The organism is Halomonas sp. IOP_6, from assembly GCF_021151565.1.
GTDB lineage: Bacteria > Pseudomonadota > Gammaproteobacteria > Pseudomonadales > Halomonadaceae > Vreelandella > Vreelandella alkaliphila.
The window spans coordinates 439,734-453,414 of the sequence record NZ_JAIRBO010000001.1; the positions used below are offsets into that span (position 1 = coordinate 439,734).

Genomic DNA, 13,681 nt, shown 5'->3' on the forward strand with positions numbered 1-13,681 from the left:
CAGCATTAACAATTTCTAAACTATTTTTCATTCAATACGCCGCACGCTGGTAAAGCTAGGCAAGCCACCGTCCCAATGCATCCAAACAGCAAATGCTCTTCCAACAATATTATCTTCAGGAACAAACCCCCAATAACGGCTATCGTTGGAGTGGTCACGATTATCACCCATGGTGAAATAGTGCCCATCCGGAACAACCACTTCACGCATCTGGGGGCCAGGATCACGGGGGTTATTATATATATAGTGGCTAATGCTACCTAATTGCTCTTCCAATAATAGTTGCTGTGGCGAAAGCGCGGGACCTTCTTCAATTAAAGTTTTATTGATGGGTTCACCGTTCACATACAGTTGCTTCCCCTCATAACGAATACGGTCGCCCGGCAACCCTACCACACGTTTAATAAAGTTGACCGACGGCTCTTCTGGAAAGCGGAACACCATCACGTCTCCGCGCTCAGGATCATCAACCTCTAAAAAACGGCTGTGCAGCACCGGTAATCGCAGGCCGTAGGCAAACTTATTCACCAAGATAAAGTCACCCACTTCAAGCGTCGGCTTCATTGATCCAGATGGAATTTGAAACGGCTCAACAATAAAGCTCCGTACGACAAGCACCACCAGCAGAACTGGAAAAAAAGAGCGGGAGTAATCAATCGGCCACGGTTCTTTTAGCAATGTCTCTCGCGTTGTTTCATCCAAGCCTTCCGTGGTAGCTGCTTCAGCAGTGGCTAATCGCTCACGCCGCTTAGGTCTAAACCAAAGCACATCCAGCAAATATACTGCCCCAGAAAGTGCAACGGCGATCACCAGTAGTAATGAAAAATCCATGTGGGGTAAGTATCCCTAGTCGTTTACCTTGAGCACAGCAAGGAAGGCATCCTGGGGAATTTCAACACGCCCCACCTGTTTCATCCGTTTCTTACCGGCCTTCTGTTTTTCCAATAGTTTCTTCTTACGGCTTACATCACCGCCGTAACATTTGGCCGTCACGTTTTTACGCAGCGCTTTGACTGTTGAACGCGCAACAACCTGGCCACCAATAGCGGCTTGAATAGCCACATCAAACATTTGCCGCGGAATCAGCTCTTTCATTTTTTCCACTAGCAAGCGACCACGGTTATGCGCATGGTCACGGTGGATAATGACGGCCAGTGCGTCAACTTTATCGCCATTGATCAGCACGTCCAGGCGAACCAACTTAGCCGCTTCAAAACGTTCGAAGTTGTACTCAAGTGATGCATAACCACGAGAAATAGACTTCAAACGATCAAAGAAATCCATGACCACTTCTGACATGGGCAGCTCATAGGTTAACTGGATCTGATTACCCAGGAACTGCATATCTAATTGCGTACCGCGGCGCTGCTCACACTCAGCAATCACGTTACCAACATACTCCTGAGGAACCAGAATACTGGCGCGCACGATGGGTTCACGCATCTCATCAACGTCTGCCATATCAGGCAATTTCGAGGGGTTCGATACGTATTGAATCTCGCCGTTTTTCATGGCGAGCTCATACACCACTGTCGGCGCTGTAGTCAGCAGATCAAGATCATATTCACGCTCTAAGCGCTCTTGAATGATCTCCATATGCAGCGTACCCAGGAAGCCGACGCGGAAACCAAAGCCCAATGCATCCGAGTTTTCCGGTTCATACTCAAGAGAAGCATCATTGAGCGCAAGCTTCTCAAGCGCGTCACGAAAGTCTTCGTAGTCATCGGCACTAACCGGGAACATACCTGCATATACCTGCGGTTTCACTTTTTGGAAACCAGGCAAGCGGGGAACATCAGGGGTTTTGGTGTGGGTGATTGTATCGCCCACCGGTGCTCCGTGGATCTCCTTAATGCCAGCGACAATGAAGCCTACTTCACCAGCGCGCAGAATATTGGTCTCTTTGCGAAGCGGTGTAAAGATCCCTACCTCGGTGGCCCCCCAATCACGTCCTGTGGACTTGATGCGGATTTTGTCGCCTTTGCGCAATGTTCCGTCGAATAAGCGCACTAGCGAGACAACCCCAAGATAGTTATCGAACCAAGAGTCGATAATGAGCGCTTGCAAAGGTGCTTCTGGGTCACCCTTAGGAGGCGGAATATCCCGCACTAACCGCTCTAACAAGGCGTCGATGCCGATACCGCTTTTAGCCGACACTTGGCAGGCATCGGTGGCATCCAAACCGATAATTTCTTCGACTTCCTGTGCGACACGATCAGGGTCAGCCTGGGGCAAATCAATCTTGTTAAGTACGGGGAGTACTTCCAAGCCTTGTTCAATTGCGGTGTAGCAGTTGGCAACCGATTGAGCCTCCACGCCTTGTGCGGCGTCTACCACCAACAGCGCCCCTTCACAGGCGTATAGAGAACGCGACACCTCGTAAGAGAAGTCCACGTGCCCAGGCGTGTCAATGAAGTTGAGTTGATAGACTTCACCGTCTGCAGCCGTGTAGTCAAGCGTGACGGACTGCGCCTTGATGGTAATACCACGCTCGCGCTCAATATCCATGGAGTCGAGCACTTGCTCCTTAAGCTCTCGCTCGGTCAAACCGCCGCAGGTCTGAATCAAACGATCTGATAGCGTCGATTTACCATGATCAATATGCGCGATGATGGAGAAGTTGCGTATGTGCTTGAGCTTTCCGCTGGAAACGTCTTGAGACATCGAGTGTGTTCTGCCTTATGGGTGTGCAAGGTGTAGCTGGCTTTATAGAGCCAATATGCGCAGGCAATAAAGATTGCCGCACGACTACTTTGCCAATGTTCGTCAAAAAGATAAGCGCTATTGTAGCGATATGCGCGGGATAGGAACAGCAGTCCGGCGAGAACCGCCGGACTGGAGAGACAATCAGTGGATTACTCTAGACGTAATGCCACAAATAGCGAGCGTCCATCTCGATACAAGCGCAATGGAATTGCACGATCATCTGGCAGTTCTTCAACAATTCTCAACAGCTCATCTGCTGAAGCAACGCTGCGATGGTCAATGCTGACTAATATATCGCCCACACGTAGCCCCGCTTGCGAGGCAACACTGTCGGGGTCAACCTGACGCACTTCCACGCCACCACCAATATTTAGGCGCTCACGGGTTGCCTCATCAACTTCTACCACAGCCACACCCAGACGAACCTGATTATTGCTGCTCGAACTATCGCTATGACCAGCTTCTGAATCAGGCCAGCTACCCAGTTCAAGCGTTTCGGTCACCTCTTCACCATCGCGCATCAGTGTTAAATCCACATCACTGCCAGGAGCAACGCGACCAATCAGACGCGGTAACGTGCTGGAACGATCAACCTCTTCACCGTTCACTGCAATAATGACATCCCCTGCTTGAAGACCACCTTGCGCCGCGGGCCCATCCGGATCTAGGTCAGCAATCAGCGCGCCAATGGCTTCCTCCATGCCAAACGACTCAGCAAGATCACGAGACACAGGCTGAATCATTACGCCTAACCATCCACGATTCACATGTCCGTCTTCACGTAACTGGTCAGCCACGTCCATGGCGACATTAATGGGAATAGCAAAAGAGAGCCCCATGAAGCCACCGCTACGCGTAAGTATTTGTGAGTTAATACCGACGACTTCCCCTTCAAGGTTAAATAAGGGGCCACCGGAATTACCTGGATTAATGGCAACGTCGGTTTGGATAAAGGGTACATAAACATCACGAGGCAGCGTGCGGTTAATAGCACTCACAATGCCAGCAGATACAGAATGGTCAAAACCAAAGGGTGAGCCTATGGCAGCCACCCACTCACCGACTTTTAACTCATCGGAGTCGCCCAGATCAAGCACCGGTAAATTGTTGGCATCCACCTTCAGTAGCGCAACATCTGTTTGCGTATCGCTACCCACTAGCTCTGCGGTTAGTTCTCGACGATCGTTTAATCGCACAAGAATTTCATCAGCATCTTGAACCACGTGAGCGTTCGTCAGCACGTAACCATCCGCACTAATGACGAAACCAGAACCAAGTGACTGGCGCTCTTCACTGCGGTTTGGCCCTCGACTAGGGGGAGGCGTAGGAAAACTATCGCCAAAAAAGTGGCGGAATATTTCGGGGATATCCTGGCCACCGAACCCTTGAATAGAAGGCCCAGAGCTACGCTGAATCGTCCTGCTAGTAGAAATATTGACCACACCAGGGGCAGCGTCTTCTACCAATTTGGTAAAGTCTGGCAAGTTCTGCGCGTGGGCATTTTGCCCAACGAACAAAAATACAATAAAGCACAACCAAAGTGCGGAAGGAAAAACCAAGCGCTTCATGCAACAGCTCCTAATCAAGCAAAAGTACTAACCACGTACTAAACACAAGGGAGTGCAACTCTCAGCGAGTTACAGGAGTATTAACTGACCAGACGCGGGCGGAAGCGTTCCACTCGTCCGCGTAGTAGATATTTCAGGATGACGACAGAGCCAATTAACGTACTAAAAAATAGCATCGCACAAACCCCATCACTCGCCCCCATTCCTGACGCCGTACCCGTAATGATGATGGTAAATAGGAGAGGCAATGCATAAACGAGCAGCGCCAGAATATTTACATCACTTTTAGTAACGGTGAACGAAACTGAGCTACCTATTGGATAAAGGCTTGAATATTGCGAGGGCAAACCACCCGGATCAATGACGGTGCGTGGTTGACGGCGAGCTAACAGCCCTGCGCCACATCCACGCCCTTCAGCACACTGCTGACAAGCGACACTGCTCGACACATCTACCACTAATCCTGCTCCAGAGTGAGCAATGACGGTGCCTGAGCGTACGATAGCATTGCAATCTGTAGTGTTCACAACGATGTACCTGGTTATTCAAATTGCACTGACTGAACAATGCGCTGCAACAATTCAACGGGCAGCTCGCCGATGCCCACTAATTGCCAGCTCTGATCTCCGACATCAATCAACGACACAGCAGCATTAGATACACCGACTCGATGAAGACCTTCCTCCAACGCTGGCTGACTGGCGGGCGACACAAACACGCTCACCGCCGCTAATCCGTCGCTATACACACGCTGGCCGCTTTGCTGCCCTGGCTCCAATGGCTGCTCGACAAATCCTTCAGGCAGCCAAGTTGCTTGCCAAGGCTGGTCAAGCATCTGCTCATCGGTGGGTCTGGGCACTTCACCACTATAGGCGGTAGGAGAGCGAAGCTGGGTAACTTGGAAGGTTTCAAGGACACGGTCTTGAGCATCACTAAGCACATGCTTAAGCAATAGTCCTGTCGCTTGATCGATCCACCAAGTATGTTGATATCGCTGGCTATCGATAGGAGAAAAGCGAAGCTCTACAGCATCACGCTCGGCGACTCGTGTTTCATCCTGAAGCGTTATGTCATAGTACTCGGCAACATGCTCTGCCCATGCTTCTGGTGCAGATACTGAGTCAGACTCGCCAGATGGAAACCAAGCTAAATGCCCAGCGATGGAACGGCGCTCAACGCTAACGGACGGACCATCCAAATGCTGCACAACTTGTTGGCGAACGCCATCTCGCACACGGTGGGAGAGCGCCAGCGTTCTAACCCCGATAGCATCAATAGAAACCGCACGCGCTTGAAACTCAAAGCAGTGCCCAGCATAGACACTAGCCACTAGCCACTCATGAGCAGTAGTGAAAGGGGCTTGGCTGGGAGCATCTGCGCAGGAAAGCGATGGGTAGCTATCAGCTTTCAAATGGAGAGGCAGTAAACAGGTGCTCAATACGCACAGGCCAACTGCAAGCCTACCTCTACCTCTCCCGTAAAGATATTTACCTATCACGTTTCCAGCCACGCGGGCCCTCACTTGGTTAAAAAAGTTGGCCAACGCACCTAATATTAACGTTGTCCTAAAGGCTCCGTTACTGAAGAAGAGCGCATTAATGGCATCCAGCTATCACCACTTCCACCGGCAGCACCCTGCGCGTGCTGTTCAAGGTACGTCTTAAGCAGGCGAATCTGGTCAGCATCAATAGCCAGTGTCTGCTGGGCCATATCCCCCTGGGGCGCATGGGGTGTTGAGAACCCAGCGTCGCTGACATTCATAAAGCCGCCTTGTCCAGACTGACCATTCACACGAAACGGCGTTCGTTCAAACATCGGCATTTCTGATGGCGTCATGGAAGCGGGTTGAGAAGCCGCGAGATTAACAGGCTGAACCTGCACACCACTGCCGGACTGGGCAGCAATGCTATCGCCTGCACTCTGCGCGCTACCTGACGTTGTGTTGCCGTTGTTAAAGAACTGCACCCCGGTAATCACCATCAGTGAAACGGCAGCCGCCACCCCGGCACCACGGGCAAAGGAAAGTCCACCAGAACGAGTGGGAATAACCACGGTGTCGTCTTCAAGGGCTGGAGCAGGCTCATCGCGCAATCGATCCATAATGCCAGCGGAAAGATCGATGCTCACATCAACATTTCTTTCACGCTGCATCATGCTGCGCGCCAAATGGTAGCGCCGCCATGTCTCTGCCGCATCAGAATCGTCAGGCAATGACTTCAACACTCGGCGCAATTCAAGCTCGTCACTTTCGCTATCCATCAATGCTGAAAGCGACTCCCGTGTGTTATGACTCATACTTCACACCCTCACACTGTGTTATTAGAAGCGCTGCGGTGGCACTGCTACCCAGTGTTTACCACCACAGCCACTCCACAGGCCAAGACCTCGTTTCAAATCGCCAATTCCTAAACGCTTAATTATCAGCAGATTAAACTGTTTGACTACTGAACATTGAACGTTCACTTGGCGCTTACTCGACCCAACTAAGATCGTCAGGTTCTATGACGCTTCACTTTCCAGACAGTTCACAAAAAATGTAAAAACGTAATCAAATGTGAATTTAAAGCTCTGCTCCTACAGCTCTCTGCCCCTTACTCATCACGACTATTCCGGGCCGTTGTCACTAATGGGCGTATATGCTCATCAACCGCCTCGCGGGCGCGAAAAATACGCGAACGCACGGTTCCTACGGGGCATTGCATCACTTGGGCAATATCCTCATACGCAAGACCATCCAGTTCACGCAGCGTGATCGCTGTGCGTAAATCATCTGGCAGATTTTCGATGGCTTCGTAAACGGCTGCTTCCAACTGATCCCGAGCAATCGATGCCTCTGGCGACTCTGCGTCAGCCAACCGTCCACTTTGGTCAACCATTTCAGCATCGACAATATCCAGATCACTGCCGGGCGGTCTACGCCCCCGAGACACTAAATGATTTTTGGCAGTGTTAATCGCGATACGGTACATCCATGTGTAAAACGCACTTTCCGACCGAAATTTCCCCAGTGCTCGATACGCTTTGATAAAGGCTTCTTGCGCCACGTCTTGTACTTCGGAATGATCGTGAACATAACGTCCGATCAATCCAATAATTTTGTGCTGGTATTTTTTGACCAGTAGATCGAAAGCGCGTGTATCACCTTTTTGGGCACGTTCAACCAACTGCTGGTCTGTTTCACGAGTGCCCATTCACACCCCCCTCCCGCTCGTACGACTTACGCCGAGCGTTATCTCTCTTCGCCCTTTCATGTGGGCCTTCACAGCAAGCAGCATAGTGTCCCTTGGGCATTAGTTAATCTTAATGATGACAGATAATAATGAATGATTCGCTAACCACATTCAGTGTGAAAAAGTATTCAATGGTACTTAGTGTTGCGCGTTCTTAGCGGGGCATCAAGCGCTTACACACACTCCCCCCCTCATTCCGCTCAACTTGACCCACAGCCCCCGCAAATCTTGACCGTGACACTTTTCGTCTAGATCAAGTTCCGTAACAATTGATTTTTACCTGCCTGACACGCCATAGTAGAGCCACTTTTAGTCCATAGCGCACGCACAGGTAGCAAGATGTCAGATCAGCAGGTTAGTAATCTTAACGTCCTTGCACAGGATGTTCTCACCACCCCCGAAGCCCTTAAAGAGACTATTCCGCTGACAGAAGCTGCGGAACGCTCTGTTATTGAGGGCCGCCATACCATCCAAAACATCCTCGATGGTAAAGATCACCGGCTTCTCGTCGTTGTAGGTCCATGCTCCATCCATGATGTCGATGCCGCACTGGACTATGCCCGCCGCCTGCGTAAATTGGCAGATCAAGTGAGCGACAGCCTGTTCATTGTCATGCGCGTCTATTTCGAAAAACCCCGTACCACAGTAGGTTGGAAGGGGCTGATAAACGACCCTCATCTTAACGACTCTTTCGAAATTGATGAAGGCCTCCATATCGCGCGCAAGCTACTTGTCGATTTGGCTGAGCTTGGCCTGCCGCTCGCAACGGAAGCGTTAGACCCGATCTCCCCCCAGTATATGCAAGACTGCATTAGCTGGTCTGCGATCGGCGCACGCACTACAGAATCGCAAACCCATCGTGAAATGGCATCAGGGCTCTCCTGCCCAGTCGGCTTCAAAAACGGCACCGACGGCAGCCTCGACGTCGCTATCAATGCCCTGCAGTCTGTTGCCAGCCCGCATAACTTCCTGGGTATCAACAACGCAGGCCAAGTTGCGATTATCCGTACACGGGGTAACGCTTACGGCCACGTCGTGTTGCGCGGTGGTAATGGCAAGCCAAATTACGATAGCGTCAGCGTTGCTCTGGCTGAAAAAGAGCTTAAAAAAGCTGATCTTTCAGCCAACATTATGATCGACTGCTCTCACGCCAACTCTAACAAAGATGCTGGCCTACAGCCGCTGGTGCTCGAAAACGTCACCAACCAAATCCTAGAAGGCAACAAGTCCATCATTGGCCTGATGGTTGAATCAAACATTGGCTGGGGCAACCAGAAAGTTCCTGCCGATCTTAGCCAGCTAACGTATGGTGTTTCCATCACCGACGCCTGCATTGATTGGGACACAACGGTAGAAACCTTTACCCGCATGAACGACAAGCTTGCACCAGTGCTCGCCCAGCGTATCGCACAGTAAAAAACGGCTAGCAACGCTAGCCATAAGCGCCCCGCAAGGTAATTCGCCTTAGCGGGGCGTTTTTATTGCTACCTTTTATTACGGCATGATTTCTCGCTTGAACGGCGGCAGTGCATCTAGCAACGCCTGGCCATATCGACGCGTAATCACCCGGCGGTCCAACAGCGTAATGACACCGCGGTCGCTCTCCTTACGGATCAATCGCCCACAGGCCTGCACTAGCTTGATTGACGCATCTGGAACGCTAATCCGCATAAATGGGTTACCGCCCTGGCTTTCAATCCATTCGGCAAGCGTAGCCCCCACAGGATCATCTGGCACTGCGAATGGCAGCCGGGTAATCACCACATGGGTGAGATAGTCGCCAGGCAAGTCGATACCTTCAGCAAAACTAGCCAAGCCAAAAATGATGCTCCCATTGCCATCATCGACAGCCGCGCGATGACGCTCAAGCAATTCGTGCTTGGGTAACGCATCCTGCGCTAACACCCGCCCCTTAGCCGCCGCAGGCAAGGCTTTTTCCACTGCTCGCAATTGCGCCCGGGAAGAAAACAGCACCAGTGCAGCTTCGTCGTCTCCCAGTTGGGTCACGAAATTCACAATGGCGCTTTCATGGGCATCACGATCACTGGGATCGGTCGCCTCCTTAGGTACGCGCAGAATGGCATTGGCGTAATCAAAGGGGCTCGGCAACGCCTGATAGCGATAGCGGTTTGCTAGCCCAGCGCGCTCTTGGATTCGCTCAAAACGCCCCAGCGCGGTAAGTGTTGCTGACGTTACTACCGCGCCATGGCAGCGACCCCACAAATGTTTCGCAAGGGTATGCGCCGCGGATACGGGGCTTGCCGAAAACTCAATTTCCGGCTCTCCTGCCACACGACTAAGCGTAATCCAACGAGCACTGGGCGGCGCATTGGCAGCATCCTGCTCACTGAACGCTTGCCATAGTGAATGGGCATCAAGCGAACGCCCATGCAGCAGTGCAATCAGCGGCAACCACGTGTCGGCTTGATCCCTATCCAACCCTGTTTGCTTATCAGGGTCGAGGCTTTCGCGCAGGATATCGCTAATGCTCTCCAGACTGCGTGACAGCGTGGCGAACATAACCAGTAGTTGCTGAGCTTGTTCGCGAAGCGCTTCTGGTACCTGACCCTTTTCAAAACGAAGTTGATGATTAGCTTCTTCATCCGACAAGCCGTTTTCCCGCCCAGCCAGCTGGTGCCCCATGCTAAACACATCGCCCAAAGCGGGCTCTAAGCTATGCAGCAGCTCAGGTAGCCCAGCGAGCAAACGCGCAATCGTCGGCTGAACTGCTAACCCTTGATGCAGATCGGTTAGGCTGCTTTTCAGTGTTTTTAACCAACGCAGGCAACCATGCACCGCAAAGCGATGGGCAAAGTGGGAAAGTGCCTTATCCGGCAGGTGGTGGCCTTCATCAAAGACAAAAATGCAGTCAGCGGGATCAGGTAGAATCGCCCCACCCCCCAGTGCTAGGTCAGCAAGAACCAAATCATGGTTGGCCACGATTATATCGGCATCTTCCAGATCACGCCGGGAACGGAAAAAGGCGCAGGCACCGAAATGACCACAACGACGCCCGGTGCACTGACGATGATCCACCGTAAGCTGTCGCCAATGACCGTCGTCGATCGACGCCGACCATGTATCGCGATCACCTGCCCACTCACCTTTTCCGTAGGCTTCGGCCAGATCCGTGGCTAATAGGGAAAAGTCACTGCTGTGGGATTGAAGTGACTGCTCAAACAGCGACAGTGTCGGGTTCGGCTCAGAGCCTTCTAACGCCTGATCAAGGCGCGCAACACATACGTACCTGCCACGCCCTTTTGCCAAGGCGTAACGAAAGGCAATACCGCTATGACTGGCAAGCGAAGGCAAGTCCTGATTAAGCACCTGCTCCTGCAGTGCCACCGTCGCGGTGGAAACAATCAACCGCTTTCCCTGCGCCTTAGCAATCGGCAATGCGGCAATCAGATAGGCAAGCGTTTTACCGGTTCCAGTACCCGCTTCCAGCACGCACACATGATTGTCGTTTGTGCGCTTGCCTTCACTATCCTGCTCAATGCCACCTAGCGTACGAGCGATTTCTGCGATCATCAGACGCTGGCCGTAGCGTGGTGTCAGTTCAAGCTTTTCCACCACGCGACGATAGGCGTCTTGAATATCACTTTTCAGCGCATTATCGAGCATGCGCGTTACAGCATGCCTTCCGGCGGATGTTCGCAGGGCAGCTTACCGTTAATGTAGCGCTCAATTTCTGGTAGCGAGAACGCATCTTCTTCGCCAACAAAACTAATCGAGACGCCTTTGGCACCCGCACGACCGGTACGTCCAATGCGATGAACGTAATCTTCTGGGTCTTCCGGCAGCGTGTAGTTGATCACGTGGCTGACATCTTCAATATGAATACCACGCCCTGCGACATCAGTTGCCACCAGCACTTGGATTTCTCCCTCACGGAAGCTCTCCAAGGTTTTGATGCGCTGATTTTGTGGCACGTCACCAGACAGCATAGCAACACTGACGCCTGCTTTTTTCAGCAAATCATCTAGCTTGCGCACGAGATCACGACGGTTACCAAACACCATCACGCGCTCGAAGCTCTCCTGCGTCAGCAGGTTAACCAACAGTCGCTGCTTGTCGTCATCAGAGACTAGATAAACACGCTGATCGATATCTGCCTGGTTCTCAACGGTGACTTCAATCTCTACATGAGCAGGATCGAGCGTCCATTGACTCGCTAGGCTTAAGATATCGTCGGTGAAGGTTGCCGAGAACAGAAACGTCTGGCGCTCCTCTTTCTTAGGCGTATAGCGAATAATACGTTTCACATCGGGAATAAAGCCCATGGAAAGCATGCGATCCGCTTCATCCAATACCAACACCTCAACTTCGGAGAGGTCAATATCGCGCTTCTGGTGGAAATCCAGCAAGCGACCGGGTGTTGCCACCAGGATATCGATCTTCTTACCCAAGCTGTCGCGCTGCTTTTGATAGTCCATACCGCCGACAACACTGGCCACATTGAGCTGCGTGAAGCGAGCAAGCGCTTTAGCATCTTTTTCAATTTGCAGTGCCAGCTCCCGGGTAGGAGCAATAATCAACGCACGGGGTGCGCCTTGTTTTTGGCCATCAGGGGTCGGCTCTTCCAGAAAACAAGCCATTACCGAGATCAAAAAGGCGGCGGTTTTTCCGGTGCCTGTTTGCGCCTTGCCGACAATATCGCCACCCAGCAACGTGTGACGCAGTGCCTCTGACTGAATAGGCGTGCAGTACTCAAACCCTTGGGCATGAATGGCACGCATTAAAGGCAGCGGTAAATCAAAGTCATGGAAGCGCCACTTGCCGGCAACGGCGGGCACCTGAAACTGACGAAGATCCCAGTTCGATTGACGACGACGCGGCTTCCGACGGCGGCGTTTAGGCTTGCGGTTCTGGGCCGATGCTGTGGTCTGTTCCGACTCGCTCATAGGCTGTGTATCTGTCCATTGCTGTGGATGTTAGGCATCACGAAGTGCGCATTGTACCAGGGGTTGGCGATAAGAGCGCGTCCTGCTGTCGAAGGAGTGCGCTTGCCTGTTAGAATGAGGCATAAATTAACCCAAGGAGCGCGACATGACGCGTAAGAAAAAAACTCGTTCGCTAGCGGATAAGGTAACTATCCGCACTGGTCGCCGCAAAGATTACAAAAAATGGCGCCATGACAACCCTGACCAAGTGGCTCCTTCACGCCGCTTTGTGGCTAAGAAGCAGCAACAACGCAAGCTTCAAGCGGTGCGTAAACTGGCACGCCAGCAAGACGGACAGAATATTGCCATCCATCCTGATAAAGAAGGAGACAACCCTTCAGGAGATCGTTCGTAATGCGTTTGGTCTCGTTTAATATCAATGGCATTCGGGCACGGCTTCATCAGCTTCAAGCGCTGATTGATACGCAGCAGCCAGACGTCATTGGCCTACAGGAAACCAAAGTACACGACAGCGAGTTTCCTCTGGCTGACGTTGAAGCCATGGGCTATCACGTTTTTTATTACGGTCAAAAAGGCCATTACGGGGTTGCCTTAATGTGTCGGCAAAAACCCCAAGCGGTATTTTATGGCTTCCCTGATGATGAGGAAGACGCCCAACGCCGGATGATTGGCGTACGGTTACTAGCCGATAATGGTGAACCGGTCACTGTTTGGAATGGCTACTTCCCCCAGGGTGAAAACGTTGAACACCCAACTAAATTCCCTCATAAAGCGCGCTTCTATCAGCAGTTGGCAAGCCTGCTACAAAACCAGCACCATCCTGAAGAACAGCTGGCGATCATGGGAGATTTCAACATATCGCCGGAAGATCAGGATATTGGTATTGGCGAACCAAGCCGCAAACGCTGGTTGCGCGAGGGCAAAGCCAGCTTTCAGCCTATCGAACGAGAATGGCTTGAAGGTATAAAAGCGTGGGGCCTTAGCGACAGCTATCGACTGTGCCACCCAGATAATAGTGAGTGGTTCAGCTGGTTTGACTATCGCTCAAAAGGTTTTGACCGCGAGCCAAAACGCGGCCTGCGCATTGACTACATTCTGGTGTCTAAACCGCTTGCCGAATGCGTCACCGGTGCAGGCATTGATTATGAACTGCGCGGCATGGAGCGGCCTTCCGATCACGCTCCTACCTGGAGTGATTTTGCGCTGATGCTTTCCCAGACAGACTAAGCACAAACAAGCCAAACACACATACGCCCCTTACGTTATTCGAGGG

The 13,681-nt window shown here is 51.8% G+C and carries 12 protein-coding genes; 3 read left to right on the top strand and 9 right to left on the bottom strand.

Annotated features, from left to right (window positions below):
* Nucleotides 1–27: 27 nt before the first annotated feature.
* The 7 genes from lepB to rpoE form a co-directional block, all read right to left on the bottom strand.
* On the bottom strand, nt 28–831 hold the full coding sequence (gene lepB, locus K7H08_RS02065) for a signal peptidase I (protein WP_038485188.1): 804 nt from the start codon (nt 829–831) through the stop codon (nt 28–30).
* A gap of 15 nt (nt 832–846) precedes the next feature.
* Nucleotides 847–2,664, bottom strand: coding sequence for a translation elongation factor 4 (gene lepA, locus K7H08_RS02070; protein ID WP_038485191.1), 1,818 nt, complete (start codon nt 2,662–2,664; stop codon nt 847–849).
* A gap of 191 nt (nt 2,665–2,855) precedes the next feature.
* On the bottom strand, nt 2,856–4,274 hold the full coding sequence (locus K7H08_RS02075; protein WP_038485193.1) for a DegQ family serine endoprotease: 1,419 nt from the start codon (nt 4,272–4,274) through the stop codon (nt 2,856–2,858).
* An 80-nt stretch (nt 4,275–4,354) separates the two neighbouring features.
* Nucleotides 4,355–4,801, bottom strand: a complete 447-nt coding sequence (locus tag K7H08_RS02080) for a SoxR reducing system RseC family protein (RefSeq protein WP_120386796.1) — start codon at nt 4,799–4,801, stop codon at nt 4,355–4,357.
* 14 nt (nt 4,802–4,815) lie between these two features.
* On the bottom strand, nt 4,816–5,712 hold the full coding sequence (locus K7H08_RS02085; protein ID WP_231657091.1) for a MucB/RseB C-terminal domain-containing protein: 897 nt from the start codon (nt 5,710–5,712) through the stop codon (nt 4,816–4,818).
* 116 nt (nt 5,713–5,828) lie between these two features.
* Entirely contained in the window at nt 5,829–6,569 is a 741-nt protein-coding gene (locus K7H08_RS02090; RefSeq protein WP_120386795.1) for a sigma-E factor negative regulatory protein, read from the bottom strand.
* 296 nt (nt 6,570–6,865) lie between these two features.
* Nucleotides 6,866–7,465 carry an RNA polymerase sigma factor RpoE gene (gene rpoE / locus K7H08_RS02095; protein WP_038485199.1) on the bottom strand — a complete coding sequence of 200 codons (600 nt, stop codon included), beginning with the start codon at nt 7,463–7,465 and terminating at the stop codon, nt 6,866–6,868.
* Nucleotides 7,466–7,843: 378 nt separating this feature from the next.
* Between rpoE and K7H08_RS02100 the strand changes: the two genes are divergently transcribed.
* Nucleotides 7,844–8,920, top strand: a complete 1,077-nt coding sequence (locus K7H08_RS02100) for a 3-deoxy-7-phosphoheptulonate synthase (RefSeq protein WP_038485201.1) — start codon at nt 7,844–7,846, stop codon at nt 8,918–8,920.
* Nucleotides 8,921–8,998: 78 nt separating this feature from the next.
* Here K7H08_RS02100 and dinG read toward each other — a convergent pair whose 3' ends face one another.
* The gene (gene dinG / locus K7H08_RS02105) at nt 8,999–11,128 is read right to left on the bottom strand and encodes an ATP-dependent DNA helicase DinG (protein WP_038485204.1); all 2,130 of its coding nucleotides are present in this window, start codon (nt 11,126–11,128) and stop codon (nt 8,999–9,001) included.
* A 5-nt stretch (nt 11,129–11,133) separates the two neighbouring features.
* The gene (gene rhlB / locus K7H08_RS02110) at nt 11,134–12,408 is read right to left on the bottom strand and encodes an ATP-dependent RNA helicase RhlB (protein ID WP_231657092.1); all 1,275 of its coding nucleotides are present in this window, start codon (nt 12,406–12,408) and stop codon (nt 11,134–11,136) included.
* Between the two features lie 145 nt (nt 12,409–12,553).
* Here rhlB and K7H08_RS02115 point away from each other — a divergent pair, with 145 nt between their 5' ends.
* Nucleotides 12,554–12,802, top strand: a complete 249-nt coding sequence (locus K7H08_RS02115; protein WP_038485210.1) for a hypothetical protein — start codon at nt 12,554–12,556, stop codon at nt 12,800–12,802.
* Complete coding sequence (gene xthA / locus K7H08_RS02120; protein ID WP_038485213.1) at nt 12,802–13,635, top strand: exodeoxyribonuclease III; 834 nt, start codon at nt 12,802–12,804, stop codon at nt 13,633–13,635. Before K7H08_RS02115 ends, xthA begins: the two co-directional genes overlap by 1 nt.
* Nucleotides 13,636–13,681: the final 46 nt, after the last annotated feature.

Excerpts from the sequence above, each read along its gene's own strand:
- lepB (WP_038485188.1), bottom strand. The coding sequence starts at position 831 with ATGGATTTTTCATTACTACTGGTGATCGCCGTTGCACTTTCTGGGGCA.
- lepA (WP_038485191.1), bottom strand. The coding sequence starts at position 2,664 with ATGTCTCAAGACGTTTCCAGCGGAAAGCTCAAGCACATACGCAACTTC.
- K7H08_RS02075 (WP_038485193.1), bottom strand. The coding sequence starts at position 4,274 with ATGAAGCGCTTGGTTTTTCCTTCCGCACTTTGGTTGTGCTTTATTGTA.
- K7H08_RS02090 (WP_120386795.1), bottom strand. The coding sequence starts at position 6,569 with ATGAGTCATAACACACGGGAGTCGCTTTCAGCATTGATGGATAGCGAA.
- rpoE (WP_038485199.1), bottom strand. The coding sequence starts at position 7,465 with ATGGGCACTCGTGAAACAGACCAGCAGTTGGTTGAACGTGCCCAAAAA.
- K7H08_RS02100 (WP_038485201.1), top strand. The coding sequence starts at position 7,844 with ATGTCAGATCAGCAGGTTAGTAATCTTAACGTCCTTGCACAGGATGTT.
- dinG (WP_038485204.1), bottom strand. The coding sequence starts at position 11,128 with ATGCTCGATAATGCGCTGAAAAGTGATATTCAAGACGCCTATCGTCGC.
- rhlB (WP_231657092.1), bottom strand. The coding sequence starts at position 12,408 with ATGAGCGAGTCGGAACAGACCACAGCATCGGCCCAGAACCGCAAGCCT.
- K7H08_RS02115 (WP_038485210.1), top strand. The coding sequence starts at position 12,554 with ATGACGCGTAAGAAAAAAACTCGTTCGCTAGCGGATAAGGTAACTATC.
- xthA (WP_038485213.1), top strand. The coding sequence starts at position 12,802 with ATGCGTTTGGTCTCGTTTAATATCAATGGCATTCGGGCACGGCTTCAT.